The 20,194-nt window shown below is 35.5% G+C and carries 22 protein-coding genes; 11 read left to right on the top strand and 11 right to left on the bottom strand.

The features are described from left to right. Positions 1 to 136: 136 nt before the first annotated feature. Positions 137 to 1,453: a triple tyrosine motif-containing protein gene (locus BAOM_RS20095; protein WP_127761794.1), complete on the bottom strand. Its 1,317-nt coding sequence runs from the start codon at positions 1,451 to 1,453 to the stop codon at positions 137 to 139. Positions 1,454 to 1,722: 269 nt separating this feature from the next. On the opposite strand from BAOM_RS20095, the gene BAOM_RS20090 reads away from it, so the two are divergent. Beyond that, the gene (locus BAOM_RS20090) at positions 1,723 to 2,343 is read left to right on the top strand and encodes a hypothetical protein (protein ID WP_127761793.1); all 621 of its coding nucleotides are present in this window, start codon (positions 1,723 to 1,725) and stop codon (positions 2,341 to 2,343) included. Between the two features lie 604 nt (positions 2,344 to 2,947). Here BAOM_RS20090 and BAOM_RS20085 read toward each other — a convergent pair. The 7 genes from BAOM_RS20085 to BAOM_RS20055 form a co-directional block, all read right to left on the bottom strand. Further along, positions 2,948 to 3,790 carry a sulfurtransferase gene (locus BAOM_RS20085; RefSeq protein WP_127761792.1) on the bottom strand — a complete coding sequence of 281 codons (843 nt, stop codon included), beginning with the start codon at positions 3,788 to 3,790 and terminating at the stop codon, positions 2,948 to 2,950. A 36-nt stretch (positions 3,791 to 3,826) separates the two neighbouring features. Then, the gene (locus tag BAOM_RS20080; protein WP_127761791.1) at positions 3,827 to 4,951 is read right to left on the bottom strand and encodes a histidine kinase N-terminal domain-containing protein; all 1,125 of its coding nucleotides are present in this window, start codon (positions 4,949 to 4,951) and stop codon (positions 3,827 to 3,829) included. A 248-nt stretch (positions 4,952 to 5,199) separates the two neighbouring features. Then, the gene (locus BAOM_RS20075) at positions 5,200 to 6,318 is read right to left on the bottom strand and encodes an ABC transporter ATP-binding protein (RefSeq protein ID WP_127761790.1); all 1,119 of its coding nucleotides are present in this window, start codon (positions 6,316 to 6,318) and stop codon (positions 5,200 to 5,202) included. Positions 6,319 to 6,346: 28 nt separating this feature from the next. Then, the gene (gene modB, locus BAOM_RS20070) at positions 6,347 to 7,003 is read right to left on the bottom strand and encodes a molybdate ABC transporter permease subunit (RefSeq protein WP_127761789.1); all 657 of its coding nucleotides are present in this window, start codon (positions 7,001 to 7,003) and stop codon (positions 6,347 to 6,349) included. Positions 7,004 to 7,007: 4 nt separating this feature from the next. Further along, positions 7,008 to 7,799, bottom strand: a complete 792-nt coding sequence (modA, locus tag BAOM_RS20065) for a molybdate ABC transporter substrate-binding protein (RefSeq protein ID WP_127761788.1) — start codon at positions 7,797 to 7,799, stop codon at positions 7,008 to 7,010. Next, a complete protein-coding gene (gene mobA / locus BAOM_RS20060; RefSeq protein ID WP_127761787.1) occupies positions 7,796 to 8,410 on the bottom strand; it encodes a molybdenum cofactor guanylyltransferase in 615 nt (204 codons plus the stop codon). The genes modA and mobA overlap by 4 nt, the downstream gene beginning before the upstream one ends. Continuing rightward, positions 8,407 to 8,901: a MogA/MoaB family molybdenum cofactor biosynthesis protein gene (locus BAOM_RS20055; protein WP_127761786.1), complete on the bottom strand. Its 495-nt coding sequence runs from the start codon at positions 8,899 to 8,901 to the stop codon at positions 8,407 to 8,409. Before BAOM_RS20055 ends, mobA begins: the two co-directional genes overlap by 4 nt. A 249-nt stretch (positions 8,902 to 9,150) precedes the next feature. On the opposite strand from BAOM_RS20055, the gene BAOM_RS20050 reads away from it, so the two are divergent. The 5 genes from BAOM_RS20050 to BAOM_RS20030 all read left to right on the top strand — a co-directional run bounded on the left by BAOM_RS20050 (position 9,151) and on the right by BAOM_RS20030 (position 13,295). Further along, positions 9,151 to 9,822: a GntR family transcriptional regulator gene (locus BAOM_RS20050; protein WP_127761785.1), complete on the top strand. Its 672-nt coding sequence runs from the start codon at positions 9,151 to 9,153 to the stop codon at positions 9,820 to 9,822. A 16-nt stretch (positions 9,823 to 9,838) separates the two neighbouring features. Continuing rightward, complete coding sequence (gene lhgO / locus BAOM_RS20045) at positions 9,839 to 11,050, top strand: L-2-hydroxyglutarate oxidase (protein ID WP_127761784.1); 1,212 nt, start codon at positions 9,839 to 9,841, stop codon at positions 11,048 to 11,050. Between the two features lie 209 nt (positions 11,051 to 11,259). Further along, positions 11,260 to 11,913 carry an alpha/beta hydrolase gene (locus BAOM_RS20040; RefSeq protein WP_127761783.1) on the top strand — a complete coding sequence of 218 codons (654 nt, stop codon included), beginning with the start codon at positions 11,260 to 11,262 and terminating at the stop codon, positions 11,911 to 11,913. A 2-nt stretch (positions 11,914 to 11,915) separates the two neighbouring features. After that, the gene (locus BAOM_RS20035; protein WP_127761782.1) at positions 11,916 to 12,698 is read left to right on the top strand and encodes a dioxygenase family protein; all 783 of its coding nucleotides are present in this window, start codon (positions 11,916 to 11,918) and stop codon (positions 12,696 to 12,698) included. 276 nt (positions 12,699 to 12,974) lie between these two features. Next, positions 12,975 to 13,295 carry an AMP-binding enzyme gene (locus BAOM_RS20030; protein WP_252282635.1) on the top strand — a complete coding sequence of 107 codons (321 nt, stop codon included), beginning with the start codon at positions 12,975 to 12,977 and terminating at the stop codon, positions 13,293 to 13,295. 168 nt (positions 13,296 to 13,463) lie between these two features. On the opposite strand, the gene BAOM_RS24645 is transcribed toward BAOM_RS20030, so the two are convergent. Then, a complete protein-coding gene (locus tag BAOM_RS24645) occupies positions 13,464 to 13,622 on the bottom strand; it encodes a hypothetical protein (RefSeq protein ID WP_164853298.1) in 159 nt (52 codons plus the stop codon). Between the two features lie 139 nt (positions 13,623 to 13,761). Between BAOM_RS24645 and BAOM_RS20025 the strand changes: the two genes are divergently transcribed. Beyond that, entirely contained in the window at positions 13,762 to 14,757 is a 996-nt protein-coding gene (locus BAOM_RS20025; protein WP_127761780.1) for an LLM class flavin-dependent oxidoreductase, read from the top strand. A 385-nt stretch (positions 14,758 to 15,142) separates the two neighbouring features. Here BAOM_RS20025 and BAOM_RS20020 read toward each other — a convergent pair whose 3' ends face one another. Both BAOM_RS20020 and BAOM_RS20015 read right to left on the bottom strand, forming a co-directional pair. Further along, positions 15,143 to 15,535 (bottom strand): DoxX family protein, encoded by a 393-nt coding sequence (locus BAOM_RS20020; RefSeq protein WP_127761779.1) that lies wholly within the window; start codon positions 15,533 to 15,535, stop codon positions 15,143 to 15,145. Between the two features lie 185 nt (positions 15,536 to 15,720). After that, positions 15,721 to 15,924, bottom strand: coding sequence for a cation transporter dimerization domain-containing protein (locus BAOM_RS20015; protein WP_257467718.1), 204 nt, complete (start codon positions 15,922 to 15,924; stop codon positions 15,721 to 15,723). 138 nt (positions 15,925 to 16,062) lie between these two features. Here BAOM_RS20015 and BAOM_RS20010 point away from each other — a divergent pair, with 138 nt between their 5' ends. The 4 genes from BAOM_RS20010 (at position 16,063) to BAOM_RS19995 (ending at position 19,428) form a co-directional block, all read left to right on the top strand. After that, complete coding sequence (locus BAOM_RS20010) at positions 16,063 to 16,902, top strand: DUF2935 domain-containing protein (protein WP_127761778.1); 840 nt, start codon at positions 16,063 to 16,065, stop codon at positions 16,900 to 16,902. 281 nt (positions 16,903 to 17,183) lie between these two features. Continuing rightward, a complete protein-coding gene (locus BAOM_RS20005; protein ID WP_127759245.1) occupies positions 17,184 to 17,474 on the top strand; it encodes a helix-turn-helix domain-containing protein in 291 nt (96 codons plus the stop codon). A gap of 8 nt (positions 17,475 to 17,482) precedes the next feature. Then, positions 17,483 to 18,361: an IS3 family transposase gene (locus BAOM_RS20000; RefSeq protein ID WP_127759246.1), complete on the top strand. Its 879-nt coding sequence runs from the start codon at positions 17,483 to 17,485 to the stop codon at positions 18,359 to 18,361. A 212-nt stretch (positions 18,362 to 18,573) separates the two neighbouring features. Further along, positions 18,574 to 19,428, top strand: coding sequence for an alpha/beta hydrolase family protein (locus tag BAOM_RS19995; RefSeq protein ID WP_127761777.1), 855 nt, complete (start codon positions 18,574 to 18,576; stop codon positions 19,426 to 19,428). Positions 19,429 to 20,194 lie beyond the last annotated feature (766 nt).

Here is a 20,194-nt window from a genome sequence, read left to right as displayed (position 1 = left end):
TTCCTTTTTTGATAGGATTTGCTTTAATTATTGTCTCTGAATTGACAAGTCATTCTATGATGAAAAAAGTAGAAGACAGTCCTCAATTAATGGACTGCCTAGTAGTTAGTTGCTGTATAAACCATTTAAATATCAACTAATATAATTTCCCTGTATGCTTGATTCCGTCATATGTGTAGGTGATTTTGGAATATGTTGAACTATTAAATGTTGCTAATCTGTTTTTTGGTTTAAATGTAAACGTTTTAGAACCCTGTACCTTTACAGTCCAATTTTTAGGACTGTAAGAGTAAATTACTTTATTCCCATTGTAAAGTTGAATTTTGTTCACTGTTAATGTCTTACTTCCGTTATTGTCTATGAAGAATGATGCTGAATTCTTTGAGTAATCATAATTTAAATTCATTCTATAAGCTGGAGCTTCTTTAATAGTTAGTGTAATGATTTTGGTTTTTACTTTGTTTGTTCCTTTTTGACGGACATCAACAGCTACTTTATATGTTCCTGTATAGTATGGGAAAGCAGAGTAGCTTTTCTTACTAGAATAATTTTTTGCTGTATACCATTTGCCTTTTTCGTATACACGGTAACGGTACTCCAGATACGAACCTTTCGTTTTTACAGTATAGGTAATGGTAGTTCCTTGGATTTGTGGAGATTTTTTATTGGCTGTAAATGAGACTATGGAAAAATCAGATGGTTTGAAAACAGTGTAACTGCTTTCCTTTGATACGGTTTTTCCGGAAACAGTATTGCGTACAGTTACTTTAACCTTATACTTTCCAGCTTTATTTGGTGTCCAGTTTACCGAGCTTTTAGAAGAGTAATTTTGTAGTGTAGTCCATTTTTTATTAGAATATACACTGAATTTATATTGCAAATCTACTCCCTTTGCTTTTGCTGTCCATTTGATTGTCTTGTTTGTTGGTTGTGGTGAAACAACATTTGATTTTAATGATGTAATGCTTACCTTACCATCATTAAATTCTTGCAATAGAAGGTAAGGTTCATTGTTGAAAGTAAACTGATTGTTTGTAACTTGTACAGCGATATAATACGTACCTTTTTCTAGGGCCGCTTCGATTTTTTGGAAGTAGAATAGCTCGTTTTCAAGATAGGCACCATAAGCGGTACTTGTTTGAATTAGTTGGCCGCTGGCGTTATATAGACGCAGTTTGTAAGATTCATAATAATTTCGATTTGTATCAAATTCATTTCCTAGAATAGAATGTACTCGGAACGTACCTTTAGTGGATAAACTAACTCGATAAAAATCTACATCACTATTATTTGTAATGCTTCCTTCCACTTCTTCTAATAGCTTAATACTTGTTGCTTTTTCCCTCACATTATTTGGCTCAGCTTCTATTTTAGCTGCTTCTGCAGTAGTAATAAAAAAACTGAACATACATAAAAAACTTAATACACCAATCATTCCCTTTATTTGACGCATAATAGACCTCCTTGAATAAATAGAATATGGATAATTCTATCATTTGAGGTTTTAAATGTTATGGTAAAATGTAGCATTTTTGTAATAATGATGCTTTGTTCCTTGTTTTGATATTCGATAATGAGAAGAAGTACCCTTATGGGATTTTGATTGATATAGACCTAAAGTTGTGTGTTTCTAAAATTCTCATCTTATTCTTTAAATATGATAGACTAGTGTCAATGGCTTTACATTGCCGATATGATGTACATAACGAGGAGGAGTTCATTTTGGAAATTACTATTACTCGTGCTTTATCAGAATTAAAACTGTTAGATAAAAGAATTCAACGTACCATTCATGATTCGACGTTTGGCGGCTACATGGTTGGGAAAAAAGTGATGACTGGATTCAACAGTGTCGAGGAAGTCGAAAAACGGGCAAAAGCGGATTATCAGTCTGTTCAAGATTTAATTAAAAGACGAAATAAGATTAAATCAGCGATTGTTGTATCAAATGCAACAACGACTGTTGAAGTAGCTGGTATAACGATGACGGTGGCGGAAGTTATTGAACGGAAAACATCGATTGAATATGAGAAAACGTTATTGGCGAAATTGAAAAATACATATACGAAACTAGTTGATTATGTCGATGAAGTAAATGAAGAGGTTAAACATCGCTTGGATCGTCAACTCGAGGCGCTTTACGGAAAAGATGGAAAGGCGAAAGCGATGGAAAATGAAGAAATTACAAAAGCGTTTAAAGCAGACAATGAAGCAAAGTTGATAGATTCTCTTAATCTAAAAGAGAAAATCGAAGAATTAACAAGAAAAATTGAAGACTTCGAAACAGAGTGTGATTTTGTTCTTTCTGAAAGTAACACAATCACAAAAATTCATGTAGAATAAAAAGAAAATACTATTAGTTAGTCGAAAACTGATAAAACTTAAACACGCACGGGCGGCTATGGCGTAACAGTCGCCATCTTTTATCATGAGATGATATCAAATAGTTGATACTAGATGAATAAAAGTTCAACAATCAAAACTCAAGATATAAAGCTCAGAAATTAAAGTTCTTATGCGTTCAAGTTTCAGCTCTCATATTTTAAAGTTCGATAAAATCTAGGATCAAGGCTTGAGTGGTTGTTTATTGACTCTATCGGTTGCCTCCTAGCTGACTAGCTAACAAGTAGTTCTATGATATAAAAGCAACAGACAGTTCATGAACTGTCTGTTACTTTTATATAGATCCTATTTAATATTTCAGCATCATTCGTCGAGCCAAATCAAGAGACGTACAGCGTATTGATTTACATCCCGTTGACTTTATGAAGAGGGAACCTCCGCTTATATGAATAGATTGGTTTTGAACGGTTAACTAGAGTTCAATTTTCAACCCGCCGATAATGGGATTATTGTAAAGACGTACCGATTTCCTATTGAATAAAGCTATTTTCGCACATAAAAACGGTAGGTTCTTCTTTAACTCTACCGTCCTTCATTATAAGGTTTATTCTTCTCCCAAAGCGATTGCATTTTCAGGATAGCTAATCCAGTCACTCCAGCTACCAGCATACAGTTTTACATTTTGATAGCCAGCCTCATGTAATGCCAAGATATTAGGACAGGCAGAAACGCCAGAACCGCAATACACGATAATTTCTTTTTCTTTGGGTACAGAAGAAAAGTACTTCTGCAAATCATTCTTTGTCTTCCATTCTCCGGATTCAGTAATGACCTCTTTCCAGAAATAGTTGATGGCACCAGGAATATGCCCCGCTTTTTTATCTATCGGTTCTTCTTCCCCAAGGTATCTCGTTCTTTCTCGTGAGTCGATTAAAAGAACATTTTCATGGTGAAGTCTGTTTTTCACATCTTCCATATACATGATCTCATCTGAAAGCAAAGCGGGATGAAATGTTCTTTTCTCATATTGCGGAATGTCTGTTGTTTGATCCAATCCAGCTTGCACCCATTTAGAGTAACCTCCATTTAAGATGTATGTATTTGTATGGCCTAGATAACGCAATTGCCACCATAAACGAGCGGCAAACATCCCATCTTGATCATCATAAATAATCACATAAGTGGATTGATCAATCCCTATCTCTCCTAATTTAATACATAGTTCATCTATATTGGGTAATGGGTGCCTCCCGCCGTGTTTGCCTACTACGCTAGATAAATCTTGATCCAAATCCAAATAAACTGCGCCTGGGATATGCCCGTTCAGATAAGATTTTCTTCCTGCATTTGGATCACCTAAGCTAAATCGGACATCCACGATTACAAAATCAATTATCTGTTGATCCATTAGATTCTTCAACCAATCTATGCTTTTTAAATAAGACATGATTTTCACTCCTTTGGACAGTTAGTCAACAAACATTCAACTATTTGGAAAATGTATATTGAATGTTGTTAAATCATCATTAGAGACACAATTTATATAACCATCATAACATTCTATAATCTTCTTACAAACGTACAAGCCGATGCCTGTTCCTAATTCTTTCGTTGTGAAAAAAGGCTCAAAAATCGATTCGATGTATTCACTTGCAATGGAGGGTCCGTTGTTTGATATGCTAATTATCTGTTCATTCGAAGTGGTGAAAGAATGTACTTTCAAAGTTCTAGGCTGATCTTTATGCTTTAATGCATCAATGGAATTTATAAAAAGGTTTAGTAATACTTGTTTTAGCGCATCTCTGCTCGCTATTATAGAAAAGTCAGGGGGGATTTCTATATCTACATTTATGCTTTCGTCGACTATACTTGCATAAGTTAGTTGTTGAATTTCATCAAATAGGTCCCGGATGAAAAATTTTTCCCTTTTTCCCTCGTTAAAATCAGCTTTGGAAGTGTGAAGGAATTGCGTTATCCTGAAATTCAGCTGATTTAGTTCATAATCCATGATATCCAGATATTTCAGATGGGGATTTTCCTTTTTCAAGAGTTTATTAAAGCCCATAACTGCGGTTAGGGGGTTTCTGAATTCGTGAACAAAACTAGATGATATTTGTCCTAGTACTGCCAATTTATCTCTGTGATTTTCACTTATGAAAGTGTTCTTTTCTTCTATCACTTTATTTTTTAGATGTGTATATCTTGTCACGGCATGGAAGCTAAATGTATCGAATAGATTGATGATGTCATTGATTATCAGTTGTATATCATTTAAGGGGATATTTGCTCCAAAAACATTCCTGACAATGATATTTCTTCCTAAGTTAATATTGTATATAAAATCACCAATATTAATATTTGCTTCAATACGTTCATTTGCAACCTCATAAGCCAATTGCTTCAGCTCGTCGTCGGACAAAGAGCCTTTAATGGCATTCAGGATGAATGAATACAACATAATTCCGTTTTCTTTTATCTTTTCTTTGTAGAGGTCGTTTTCATCCATTATTTTGGTCTCATACCATTCATTTAAAAACAAAGATTGTTGCTCTACCATATATTTTAAAAATACTTTTTTATACCTCATTTGTTCCGTTGTCGATTCCATTTTATTGATCACCTCTTCCTACTGTGCGATATTTCAGGTTCTTATATTAATAAAATTATACGCCAAAATGCTTCAATTTCATCTACTTATCTGACTATGTCATTATATTATACAGCAGACGCGTTAAAAGCTGTCATTATCGTCTATGATTATTAAGATAAAGGATATAAAAGTATCCAATTGTGGAAGACGAAATAACAGAGCAGCTACAGGTGTATACAAGATGAAGTATAGAAGGGGCTTACGCATTATATCGTAAAATCATGATTGAAACGAATTCTTAATTCTGTATGACAATCAAAGAAATGGGCTTTATCCATATCGAATACAAGATTACATATTTGTCCAGAGGAAATGCTTATATGTGAATGGACACGAGCTGCAAAATTTTGCCCTTCAATCTGAAAATAGATAATCGTTTCGGCGCCTGTGAATTCAGAGACTTCCACTTTGGTATGGATTGCAGTCCCTTTTGCAGCGTTGGTAAACGTAGATTCATGATGAATATCTTCCGGTCTAATACCAAGAATAATCTCTTTTCCAACATACCCTTGGTCACGCAGCATGTTCATTTTGTGTTCTGGAACGGTTACTTGTGTATTGCCAATGATAAATTTGCCTTCTTCCAGCTTTCCATTTAAGAAATTCATGGCTGGTGAACCGATAAAACCGCCTACAAACATATTTTCAGGCTTTTCGTAGACGTCTTTTGGAACTCCAACCTGTTGAATCCTGCCATCTTTCATCACAACAAGGCGAGTAGCCATTGTCATCGCTTCCGTCTGATCATGCGTGACATAAATGGTAGTTGTCTGTAAACGCTGATGGAGTTTAATAATCTCTGTACGCATTTGTACACGGAGCTTCGCATCAAGGTTTGATAAAGGTTCATCCATCAAGAACACCTTTGCGTCACGGACAATCGCACGTCCTAAAGCCACACGCTGACGCTGACCTCCGGATAAAGCTTTAGGTTTACGATTTAGACAGGATTGAATTCCGAGTATGGCAGCTACTTCGTTTACCCGACGATTGATTTCGTTTTTAGGAAGTTTACGAAGCTTCAGACCAAACGCTATATTGTCATATACAGACATATGCGGATATAAGGCATAGTTTTGAAAAACCATTGCGATATCACGATCTTTAGATGGCACATCATTTACTTTCTTTTCATCGATATAAAAATCACCTTGTGATAGTTCTTCCAGGCCGGCAATCATACGAAGCGTTGTTGATTTTCCACAACCGGAAGGGCCAACAAAAACGATGAACTCCTTATCTTTCACATGCAGATTAAAATTTTCTACAGCTGTTACGGTCTGGTCGTACATTTTATAAACATTGACTAATTTTAATTCAGCCATCAGAGGCGACATCTCCTATATTTTCTGATTAAGGTTTCACTAAGCGCACGCAGATTAACATAAAAAATGAAATCACAACCATGCTTGTGACCCATAACCAAGCCATTTCCATATTTCCTGAATCAATAGCGATATAGATGGCTGTAGAAGTTGTTTGCGTTTGTCCAGGGATGTTTCCAGCAAACATTAGAGTGGCTCCAAATTCACCTAGTGCGCGTGCAAAACTTAAGATTGCACCGGAAATAATCGATTTAAGTGCAAGGGGAATAGAAATAAAAAGAAATATTTTATATTCATTTGCTCCATCGACACGAGCTGCATTCTCAATATCTTGATCAATTGCTTCAAATCCTGCCTTAGCAGATTGATACATAAGCGGAAAGGATACAACAACAGCGGCAATAACAGCAGCCCACCATGTAAACATAACTGGTTGTTTAAAAATCCACTCAATCAATTGTCCGACTGGACTGTTCCTTCCAAATAGCACAATCAACAAAAAGCCCACAACAGTAGGAGGTAATACTAAAGGCAAAAGGAAAACTGTTTCAACAACAGATTTCCCTTTGAACGTAGCATTTGCCATGACTTTCCCACATATTAATCCTAAAACCACAACTATTATACTGGATACAGACGCTACCTCAAGGGAGAGGCTGATTGGTGACCAAAATTCTGATGCCATTTAATTACTCTAAACCTTTAAATCCATATTTTTTAAAAACATTTATAGATTGTTCACTTTGAAGATATTCGTAGAAAAGTTGGGCTTCTTTTGGATGGGAACTGTTCTTAATTACACCGACTGGATAAATAATAGGTGCGTGAGTATTTTCATTAGCTGTTGCGATAATCTCAACCTTTGGAGAAATCAATGCATCTGTTTTATAAACAATTCCGGCATCAATATTACTCGTTTCAATATATGTAAGTACTTGGCGAACATCTTTAGCATATACGGTGTTCCGTTCAACCTCTGTCCATATCTTTAAATGCTCCAACGTTTCTTTAGCGTACTTTCCTGCAGGTACAGTTTCAGGCGTACCGATGGAAATTTTCTTAGCTTTAGTAAGATCTTCGAATGACTCGATGCCTCTACTGAAGTCTTTTGGAACGATTAAAACAAGTTCATTTCCGAGAAGGTCGATTCCTTTTTCTATTAGATCTCCTTCTACTAGCTTATCAAATTTATCCTCAGCTGCTGAGAAAAAAAGATCCACAGGTGCTCCTTGAGAGATTTGTTGTTGTAGAGCCCCTGAAGCTCCAAAATTATAGTTAATGTTTACATCGGGGTGTTCTTTCTCAAAAGTCGCTGTTATGTCAGTTAAAGCGTCTTGTAAACTTGCGGCTGCTGAAATTGTTAATGTGACTTCTTCATTAGCGGCTTCTTGTGTTTGTTTACTTGGCTCGTTGTTCGAACAGCCAGACATAACGAGCGATAACAACAAAATTGAGAAAAATAAGAAAGATAATTTTTTCATCTGTCCTTTTCCTCCTTGCTACGTTGAGAAACTTGCTTATATGTAAGCCAATCTTCGCGACGATTAATATTAATAAACACTGGATCTTCATGAGAGAAGGGGATGGTGTGTACACGAATTTGGTCTAGAAATAAGCGGATTTTTCTTTCATTTTGATCTACTAATTGTTTCATCGTAACGAGGCTTTGGCGATGGTATAAAGCCAAAAGCGGATGGATTCGATCAGCTTGAGCAGGGACAATGGCGTCATACTCGCTATCCTTAGTTAAATGAATCATATATTCAACAAAAGCAGCATTTACAAAAGGAATATCACATGATAGGACAAAAAACCAGTCAGCATCAGCTATGCTAGATAGGGCCTGATACATAGCGAATAACGGGCCTTGATAAGCGTTTGTATCATGTTCAATAATAAACTCCACATCATCTCGTTTGAAAGAAGGAAATAGATCGTCATTAGTGACAATAACAATGGGAGAAAGAGAATGGGCTTTGAGCGCATCAATACTATGTTCATAAAAGCATTTGCCTTTATAGGTTTCAAACATTTTCGGTTTACCGTAACGTGAGGACTTACCGCCAGCTAAAATGACACCTGCTATTTTCATTGTCGGTTTAATTCCTCCACGAAATGTTGACATGTCGGTAAAATTAACTTGTTCATGGCAAGCTTAACCGCATTTGTAGAGCCAGGAAGAGCATAAATGGCTTTCCCGTCTAGACTTCCAGCCACAGCTCTGCTGAACATCGATTTAGGACCGATTTCTATGTAACTTAAAGAGCGAAACAGTTCTCCAAACCCTTGCATTTCTTTATCAAGAAGACTGGAAACAGCTTCATATGTAACATCGCGAGGCGTAAAGCCTGTTCCCCCAGTAATAATAATCATCTGAATCAGTGGATTTTTACACCAGTCTTGAATGGTAGAAGTGATCAATGACAATTCATCTTTTACAATTTGATAGTCATGTAAGATATGGTGTTGCTCTGTTAAAAGGTTATAAATTTCTTTTCCGCTTGTATCATTTTCTTTTGTTCTTGTATCGCTAACCGTTAATATCGCTGTACGAACAGATATAGATGGATTATGATGATGCATTGTTTTTTACACTCTCCTTTATAAGGAAGATAGGAAGTTTTGTATGAATATATTAACACATTGCTGTTTAACTTGTTAATGAACTTACCAATAGATAGGTAAGAGGGGAGTGTCAATGTCGTATTTTCTAACAGATTGTATCCAATTTAAATTGATTTGTATCCAATTTTTGTATTTTTCAAGGTTTACTCAATGTAATAAACATGATAATATGTAAAATGTATCCAATTTAATGCGAGGTGGATTTCTTTGCTAGAAAGTAAAAAGAAAGATAAGTCCACAGTTGTTAATGAAGTAACCAAAAAGCTGAGGCAAGCTATTTTAGTAGGAACACTGAAAGAAGGAGAACGGCTTATTCAGGAAGAATGGGCAGAGCGGCTAAATGTCAGCCGGATGCCGATTCGAGAAGCGTTAACACGGTTACAAATGGAAGGACTTGTTGAAATGGTCCCGCATAAAGGAGCAGTGGTCACGCCTATTACGCGAGATCATATTGAAGAAATCTATGATACTCGCGCCATGCTAGAGGGATTAGCCATTGAGAAGTCATTGCCATTTTTAACTGAACAGGATAAAAATGAGTTGGAAGAGATTCTATTGCAAATGGAAGGAATTGAATTATGCGATGAAACAAATGATCAGTACATTCAATTGAATGCATTGTTTCATGAGACCCTTAGGAAGGGGTGTCCGTGGTTACGGGTTCATAAAATGGTTGAAACGCTTGGCATTTCACCGATTGCACCCAATCTGTTAATCGATTATCACAAGGAAACGCAACGTGAACATCGATTGATTTACGAAGCTGTACGACGCGGAGACCCAAAAGAGCTACGGGCTGCAGTTGAGTATCATATTTTACGAACAAAAAATAATTTAATTGAATATATGGAGAGGTTGAATAGTACAAAGCCAGAATAAATGGGGGGTATTGACTATGTATGATTTTGCAATTGTAGGTGGCGGTATTGTTGGTTTATCAACAGGAATGGCTATTTATGAGAGGTTTCCAAATTCGAAGGTGATGGTTATTGAGAAGGAATCAGCTGTAGCAGAACATCAAACAGGTCATAATAGTGGTGTCATTCACTCTGGCATCTATTATCAACCAGGAAGTTTTAAAGCAAGATTTGCGAAACAGGGAAGTCAATCCATGACGAAGTTTTGCCAGACTCATGGAATTCAACATGATATTTGTGGAAAAGTGATTGTTGCGACAAAAGAGGAAGAATTACCTCTTCTTGATAACTTATATAAACGTGGTCTGGAAAATAAATTAAACATCCAAAAAATTTCTATCGATGAATTAAAAGAAATTGAACCACATGTAAATGGGCTGAGTGCGATTCGTGTTCCCCAGGCAGGTATTGTGAATTATCGACAGGTCAGCGAAAAATTTGCTGATATTATTCGTGAACAAGGGGGGGAGATTCAACTTAATACAAAAGTAGAAAAAATCCATGAGGAATCGGATAATGTAACGATTGAAACGAGTCGCGGCACATTTAAAGCGCGAATGGTGATTAACTGCGCTGGTCTCCATAGTGATCGCGTGGCAGCGTCAGCTGGCTACAAAACAGATATGAAAATTGTACCGTTTCGTGGAGAATATTATAAATTAAAGCCGGAAAAACGATATCTTGTCAAAAATTTAATTTATCCTGTACCCAACCCTAAATTTCCGTTTCTGGGTGTGCATTTTACAAGGATGATTAGTGGGGAAGTAGACGCTGGACCCAATGCAGTGCTTAGTTTTAAACGTGAAGGCTATAAAAAAACAGATTTTAATGCAAGAGATTTAGCTGAGGTACTTCGTTACGGAGGCTTTTGGAAGTTAGCTGGTAAGTTCATGAAAGAAGGATTAGATGAATATGTCCGCTCCTTTAGCAAAAAGCAATTTACAAAGAGCTTGCAAGAGTTGATTCCTGAAATTCAAGAAGAGGATTTAATTCCAGCACCCGCAGGCGTTCGTGCCCAGGCTTTAAGAGATGACGGGAATATGGTAGACGACTTCCATATTATTGTGGGAAAACGTACGATTCACGTATGTAATGCACCATCACCTGCTGCGACAGCTTCAATTGAAATTGGAAAAGAAGTGGCCAGTCGTATTCCAAATCAGTCTCATTTACTTCAAGCTATTTTATAATGTAATAATTGTGTACAATTTCCCATTGAATCCATCCCAATTACTAGCCGATTGGATGGTTTTTTTTATTGGTTAGGTTTTCGAAAATATATTCAGTTACTTTATTTTATTTGTTAATTAACTAACTTTTATATATTAGGTTGAAAATAAATAGTAGTATAATGAGACAATATATAATAGAAAAAATATAATAAAGGAATGATAAAGTTATGCAAACGTCAATAATATATGAACTTCGTAAACCAAAACAGGTGGAGCCAGGTAAAACATATCCTGCTTTATTTTTAATGCATGGAATGGGAAGTAATGAACAAGATTTACTGTCACTTACGGGTGGCTTGGAAAACTCATGTTATATCTTTAGTATTCGAGGTCATCTAACACAGCCGCCAGGTTATGCATTTTTTACAATTGAGGGATTTGGCAGACCGCATCGATCTGTTTTTGATGACGCAGTTAAGCGTATTACCAATTTCATTGATTATGCCTGTGACAAGTACCCGATAGATCGAAGTCAGTTGTACTTATTAGGCTTTAGTCAAGGAGCCATTCTTTCCATGACATTAGGTTTGACACTTGGAGATCACATTAAAGGGATTGTGGCACTTAGTGGATACATTCCTGAGTTCGTAAAGAATGAGTATTCAATTCAGTCTGTTAAGCAGTTATCTATTTTTATTTCGCATGGGGAATTTGATCAAGTGTTACCATTTGAATGGGGAAAAGCGAATGATGAGTATTTTAAACAGTTAGGTGCAAATGTAGCTTTTCATGCTTATCCAGAAGGTCATACTGTATCTCAGCAAAATTATCAAGACTTTATGCAATGGTTACATCATGAATTAGGAAATAAGGAGGAATAAATATGTTCCCATCTTTTTTTATCGCTCACGGGGCACCGTTGTTAGCGATCGAGGATAATGAGTATACACAATTTTTAACACAACTAGGTTGTACATTACCAAGGCCGAAAGCCGTTGTTTTATTTTCAGCTCATTGGGAGTCTTCGATACAAGAGGTAAGCCAAGTAGGCGAATATGAAACAATCTATGATTTCGGCGGCTTTCCTGAAGCGCTATATCGCATTAAATATCCTGCAAAAGGAAACGAGCAGCTTTCAGAGGAAATTAAAGAACTGTTTACGGACCATGGTATATCTTATGAAGTAGAAACAAGCCGTGGATTAGATCATGGGGCTTGGGTTGTCCTTAGAATGCTTTATCCAGATGCTGATATACCAGTTATTTCTATGTCTGTTAATCCACATCTTTCAGCAGAGGAGCAATATAAAATTGGTCACTCTCTGTCTGCATTGAGAGAAAAAGATATTTTAATTATTGGGAGTGGAGGTACCGTACATAATTTAGGAATGGTGAATATGGCGGGAGAAAATCAAACTGATCAATGGGCTCTCGATTTCGACAAGTGGCTGGAAGAGCATTTGAATAATTGGGATGTTGAGTCTCTTTTTCAGTATCGTTCGTTAGCTCCGGCAGCAAAACTTGCTGTGCCGTTGTATGGAAGTGAACACTTTATTCCGCTTTTTTATGCGATGGGGGCCGCTCATAATCAACAAAAAGCTACATTACTTCATCGAAGTTATCGTTATGGAAATTTGAGTCATAGTGTATGGCAGTTTGGTGAGTAATTGAAGAGAATGTTATATGAATTTAGGACTGTCGAGTTTCTCGACAGTCTTTTTAAGCTATTTGTACTTTTAATACACAGAACGAGTTATTCTAATCTTCTTCTTGAAATAGTATAGATACATACATGGAATCCAAAAATTGACTGTTATTTATATGTGAATTAAAATAGTTTAAAGGACTTATTTTTGGAATTTTCAGTTTATTAAAGAGGCTTAGTTTAAAAATATAAGCACTTTATTTAGTGAAGGTGAAACTATATGAAGGAGGAAAAAGACATGATTAAACGTTCTGGACAAAATGTTTCTGCAAGCGAGGTAGAAAGTGTTATTGAAGAACATCCAAGTGTATATGAAGCTGCAGTAGTTGGTATTCCTGATAAGATTCGTGATGAAGGGATGAAAGCCTATGTTGTTTTGCAGCAGAATCATGAGGTATTAAAAGAAGAGCTTATGCACTACTGCCGTTTACGATTAGCTAAATTTAAAGTTCCAGATATTATTGAAATTATTGATGAATTTCCTCGTACTTCAATTGGAGAAGTTCAAAAGCATGCTTTACAACAAATGCATGTAGAAGAATATAGAGACTTTTTTTAAAGGGACATAAGAATAAGGATGAGCTGGATTCCGATGGTAGCAGCAGCTGTTACTGAAATTGGAAGCATAAATTCGTGAATTTTTTATTTGAAAAATGTTTAAAAAGCTTGAGTGAAATTTCCTCAAGCTTTTTGCGATTTCTGATGTTCCCTGTGAAAATAGAACGGGCTACTCTTCATTCACTCGATTTTTAAATGCTTCTTCCGGAATAATATTTTCAATCGGTTTACCATATTGGATATGATCTTTTCCTTCGGTTACACTATTTTTAGGAAGGTTTCCAGGGTGCCCTTTTTTCTTATGATTATAATGCTGACCTCGACTCATATTTCTTCGCTCCTTTCTATAATTCCTCTCTAGTTTTTCTCGAAAAGCATTTTTCATGCATGTTCAAGCGAATCAAGCGACAGATGGGTCCGAATACTATAGCATAGTTATTACATAATGATGAAGGAAGGGATGTAGTTTGAAGCTCAGTATTCTTGATCAATCCCCAATTTCTGAAGGACTTTCTGCGAAAGAAGCTTTGCAGCAATCGATTCAATTAGCCAAAGCAGGTGAAGCATTTGGTTACACTCGTTATTGGTTGACAGAGCATCATGATTTAGGTGGGCTCGCCAGTTCTGCCCCAGAGATTTTGTTAGGAGTGATGGGTGCTCATACTGAGAAAATAAAGCTTGGCAGCGGAGCGCTTTTATTACCTTACTATAGGCCGTATAAAGTGGCAGAAACGTTTAATACATTAGCTACACTTTTTCCGAATCGAATTGACCTTGGAATTGGACGAGCACCTGGAGGAGCAGCAGAAGCATCAATGGCGCTAGCGAATAACTTTCTTGAAAATGTGTGGAAAATGCCGGAGCTAGTTGCTGAATTAATTCAATTTCTCCATGATGATTTTCCTGACTCTCATGCATTTTCCACCGTAAAACCAGCACCAGTTCCAGATGTCCCGCCTGAAATATGGATGCTTGGAACGAGTAAAAAAAGTGCCATGCTTGCAGCTGAAAATGGAGTGGCGTATGCGTTTGGGGAATTTATGAGTGAAGCGGATGGTAAAGCGAGTATGAAAAGCTACAGAGAGAATTTTAAAAAGTCGCGTATGTTGGCCTCGCCGAAAACATTGCTCACAGTGACAGCTATTTGTGCGGAAACAGAAGAGAGAGCAAGGGAGCTAGCTTTAAGTTCGTCTATTTGGAAAATTCGGAGCGCCAAAGGAAAAGGAGCATACATTCCATCTGGTGAAGAAGCAAAGAAAGAAATATTATCTTCCGAAGAAAAACAAGTTAAAAAGCAAATGGAACAAAAAATGTTAATTGGCACTCCAGAACAATTACAGGAAAGGTTTCAAGCTCTGCAAAAAGAATATGAAACAGATGAAATAATGATTACTACGACAACACATTGTTTTGAAGACAAAATTAATTCCTATCGGTTATTAGCTGAAGCGATTTTATTTTAAATCTAATGAACTAGAATGTTGTAAAAAGAGCAGCTCTACTTTGTAAAATTAAAGATAAGTGAATGTATTTTTATTATAAGAACAGTAACTTGTCTTTAATGTCACACATTATATGATAATTATTACATCACTTATATATTAGTGGTGTATTTTTTTATTTAGTAGACCTCTTATTCAACAAAAGGGCCATATTATTGAACAACACCTTTTAAGAAAAATGGGTATGTATCTATGTTAATCTTTAGAAGAGTTTGTGAAGAAATGTACTTAAAAGTAACGAAGCATGTTAGTGGAATAAGATTTCTTAAAATATAAAGGTACCTGCTTAATAAACAGGTACCAATTAACTATCTAAAAGCGTCGTTTTGTTAGTATTTTTCCATTTTTAATATCCACCTAAAGAATAGTCTCCTGGTCCAATCAAAGCTAAACCCACCGAGACTACAATTAAAAATAGGTTATACTCGAATCCTCCAGCTGTAACGGAAAAACCTTTTGGACCATGAACTTTAACAATAGCTCCTAACATTACTAAAACAATAAGGAGTGCACCTATGGGAAGAAATATTCCCAGTATAAACAAAATAGCAGCCAATAGCTCAGCAATCCCACTAAACGTTGCTATAATTACCCCTGGCTTTATCCCGATTGATTCAAACCATCCTCCAGTCCCTTTAATGCCGTGACCTCCAAACCAGCCGAAAAGTTTTTGACAACCATAAAAAAGAAATATAAATCCAATCATTAGACGTATAAGGAGTAATCCTAAGTCTGCCATTTAATCAACCTCCATAAAATAGAAACTCTACTCTTTGTAATTCCCTAAAAATTTTATTTTATTCAGGAATCATAAAGTGAGATTACTTTATGTGGTCCTATAAAATATTCTTAGTAAGATCTAAGGCTTTAATTATCAGGTAGCTTTCTTTAATAAGGAGTAGAGCTTTTTCTGTTGTTATATTTTTAATTCGGTTTTACGTGGATAGGAAATTCATAAACATTATGTTCTTTAATTAATTTATTTTCCACCGAAGTTGCTATGTCATGTGCACTTCGTATATCTAAATTTGAATTAACTAGAATGACTAGATCAACTACAACGTTATTACCGTAATTCCTTGCTTTTATACTTTTTACACCTTTTACTCCATTAACCTCCTGATTTATTGATATATAGGATTTTTTAATTCTTAAAAATGGTTCTTCTTATCCTGCTAATCTGTAAATAAGACTTGCCTTAACGCATATTTAAATGACCATGTAAATATGAATAGAGCAGAAGGAGTATTTTGGGGAGGTTATAGAATGAACGGGGATGATATATCTTTGCATGCTGATACTGGTGTTACATCTGGATTGTTTGTTGAGCGCTCTTTAAATGAAATTCGTTTTTGGGCTAGGATCATGAAAGAACATTCTTTATTTCTTCGATTGGGTTTTAGAGCAGAAGATACTCAACTAATTCAAGAGGCTAATCAATTTTATCAATTATTTGAATACATCGAACAAACTGCACATTCCTTTAATAATCAAACAGACTCCGAACAAATAAGAAGATTTAATTCAGAGGTACAACAAGCTGCAACTAATATTTTCTTATTTAAACGGAAAGTATTAGGACTAATTCTCACATGCAAATTGCCAGGGGCAAATAATTTCCCACTATTAGTTGACCATACAAGTAGGGAAGCTAATTATTTTAGAAAACGATTAATTGAATTAAATGAAGGAAAATTACAAGCACTTCCAGATGCTATTATTAAAGAGAATGTCTTCTTCTTAAGGATTATGGCAGACCATGCTAAATTTATTGGTCATCTCCTTGATCCTTCAGAAAGAAAACTAGTTGATTTAGCACAGAATTTCAGCAATGATTTTGATCAATTGCTGTATCAAGCAAGGGATTTAGAATCTATGAGGCCACAATCTCAAACAGTTCCTCTTTTAGATCAATTCCTTGATCAAAATCGAGTGTCGGTCGCATCTCTTAGGGACTTCAAAAAAACAGCCCGTGATTTAATTGAGCAATGTAAAATAAAGAGCATTATTCATCCCCTATTAGCAGATCATGTTTTCCGAGAAGCTGATAGATTCCTAGAAATTATTGATATGTTTGATGCACATCTTACAGGCGGTACCAAATAAAACAGATAACGGAAAAGGTTAAAGAATGTGCATGTGGGTCTAATAAAGCATGCTAGTTAAAAAGTATCTATCACTCCTAAATTGTAAATGATCACACAATGAAGGCGGTGTGATACTTGGCTAACAGGGGCGTTAATTGAAGAATTAAGTAGATATTATGAGTGAGGTCAGATTTTAGTTATTCAATTAAAGGGCGCAATTCTGTAGCTGGTATGCTCCCCTTATAGTAGACACGTTTTAAAAAGCGCATTAATCTGTCTATTATTAAGGGGGTATTTTTTATGGAGAAAAAAGCAGAGACTTATGATATATCATTCAAGAAAAAAGCAGTGGATTTATTTCATCAAAAGAAGAATTATGCAGCCGTTTCCAGAGAATTAAACACTCATCGAAAAAACATACAACGATGGGTTAAACAGTTTAGTGAAGATGGGATGGTTGGTCTTAGAGAAAAACGTGGCAGAAAAAGTGGGTCTAGTAGAGTCTCTTCATCTACCTTTGAAAATACCCAACAGAAAATAAAGCGATTAGAAGCTGAGAATGAACTATTAAAAAAGCTTTTAAAGATGTGAAAGGAGGAATGAATCTAAAACCTAGTATTCTATTTCCAATCATTAATGATTTATCTAAACAAGCTCACTCTATACAGCTACTTTGTCATCTAGCTAAAGTATCAAGAAGTGGATACTACAAGTGGATAAAGCGTAAAGCATTACCTTCGGAAAAGCAGATAGAGGATGAGAAGCTAAAGCAGAAAATAATAGAATGTCATCAGAAATATAAGGGCATCTATGGCTATAGAAGAATACAAATTTGGTTAAAGAGGACCTATGATATTCATATTAATCACAAAAAAGTTCAACGGTTACTAAGTGAGCTAGGTATTAAAGCAATTATCAGGAAGAAACGAATTTATTACGGTAAGAAAGAACCTTATCTTATCTCGAATAATTATTTAAATAGATCCTTTTACGCTTCTCGCCCTAATGAAAAGTGGGTAACGGATATTACGTACCTCATTTTCAATGGACAGAAACTATACTTGTCTGCCATCAAAGACCTATATAATAACGAAGTTGTTGCGTACCAAATTAGTAGACGTAATGATTATAAACTAGTCTTGGATACTCTTAAAAAAGCCATAAAAGGAAGGAATGTAAAGGGACTCCTTCTCCATAGTGATCAAGGATACCAATACACTTCCCATAACTATAATCAGCTACTCACAAGAAATAAAATGAAAGCTAGTATGTCTAGAAAGGGCAACTGTTGGGATAACGCTAGTATGGAAAATTTCTTTAGTCATTTAAAAACAGAATGTTTTAACCTGCATACTTTTAAAACTTCACAAGAGGTTAGAAGGGCTATTAAAGACTACATTCACTTTTATAACCACGAAAGGTTTCAAACCAAGCTAAACAACCTGACTCCTATCGAATATAGAAGTCAGGCTTCTTAACTGCGCTTATTTTTTTATGTCTACTTGACAGGGGTCAGATCATAGCATGAATTGCGCTCTTTATTTTTGTGTCGGGCCATTTAATGGAATAAGGCTTATTGAACGAGGGAGTAAAATTAAACAATTAATATTTCACAAAATAAAAAGGGGAATTATGGTAGTGTGGATAGAAACACTTAAACTTTTGAATTGTTCAAGGAGAGTGGTATTAGTTGCTTGATTATGAACGTTCTTTGCCTTTAGATTTTGAGGAATCTTCGTGTATTGAAAAGGATGGTTATACGGTTAGAGATGTGTCTTATTTAAGTCCATATGGTGGGAAAGTACCTGCATATCTGGTCGTTCCAGATACAGGCGGACCCTTCCCAGCAGTGGTTTTTATGCATCCAGGTCAAGGTAGTCGAATAACGTTTTTACATGAAGCTGAAGCTTTAGCTTTAAAAGGTATAGTTTCTCTTTTAATCACTGCACCTGCCATGCGAAGTCGTTCTCCAAAAGATTTATCTGAGGAACAGAAATTAAATCTTATGATAGAAACAATAACTAATATTAGACAATATACTCAGACAGTCGTTGACATCCAAAGGGGAGTTGACCTTCTTTGTAGTTTCGGAAATATTGATTTAAATCGTCTTGCCTATATTGGACATAGTTTGGGTGCTACTTGGGGAGGAGTTCTTGCTGGCGTCGAAGAACGTATTAAATCATACATTTTAATGGCTGGATTCCCTAGTGTGTCTGAGTGGCATAAAACAAGTGAGCATCCATTAGCGGCATTGATTCGTGCCAAGCTCCCAAGAGAGCAGTTTAATAAATTTATTTCTGAATTAGAACCATTGAATGCGATTCATTATATAAATAAAGCTACACCTGCATCACTGCTATTTCAATTTGTTCATGATGACGAATTTGTACCAAAACATCAAGCAGATACATTCTATTCTGTTGCAAGTTCACCAAAGGAAATTTCTTGGTATAAAACTGACCATCTTTTTACGAATTGCGACTCTGCCTATCAAGAGCGTACGCAATGGATTATCAAGCAATTAGGAATTAACGATAATTAATCATTTGGAGACTTTTGAAGCCGTTTCAACGATCTGAGTAATTCCAGAATTGGGCGCTATTCTTGAATAACATAGGTAGAAAATGATCAAACTTTTTTAAAACACGCTCTTTCTTTTTATTCGTTCATCAATATTATTAGTATTAATTTGATCAAACATTGTTCTAAAGCAACACAAGATAAGGATTAAAAACTTTTTTATCCATTTTTGTATCAACTTTTTTGTCCTTTTACATCAGGAAAAGGAGAGAGTGGTTAAAAAATAAACTTTAAATCACTTAAACTATTCGTATAATATCAGTTTTACGAATAATATTGTATCCTACGGATAGTATGTTCTAAATAATAATAATAATAAGAGTTGACGAGTGACACAAAAGCTTATACACTCTTGTACTACAGCTCTAGTTATATAAAAGCTCATATATTCTAGTCTTGAATAGGTATGTATTTGTCTTATATAAAGCCAAAGCTCTCCTTCAAAAAGTATTGGTTTTCCACTTTTTGAAGGAATGCTTTATTATCGAAATAGAAAAATAGTTCTTCTTTATTTTTCATTAAAGGGCCAGATTGTTGAACAACACCTTTTAAGAAAAATGGGTATGTATCTATGTTAATATTTGGAAGAGTTTGTGAAAAAATGTACTTAAACTATTGGGTAGCTTTAATTGTGTGTGGAAGCTAAATTTCAGTTTCATTGAGCTTATCGGTTATAATGGAGTTGGAAGTCTTCGTTTGCGATTATGTGGAGACCCGAATTTTATATT

The organism is Peribacillus asahii, from assembly GCF_004006295.1.
Lineage (GTDB): Bacteria > Bacillota > Bacilli > Bacillales > DSM-1321 > Peribacillus > Peribacillus asahii_A.
Note: the sequence above shows the minus strand (reverse complement) of the source record. Positions and strands in the feature narration are given on the sequence as shown.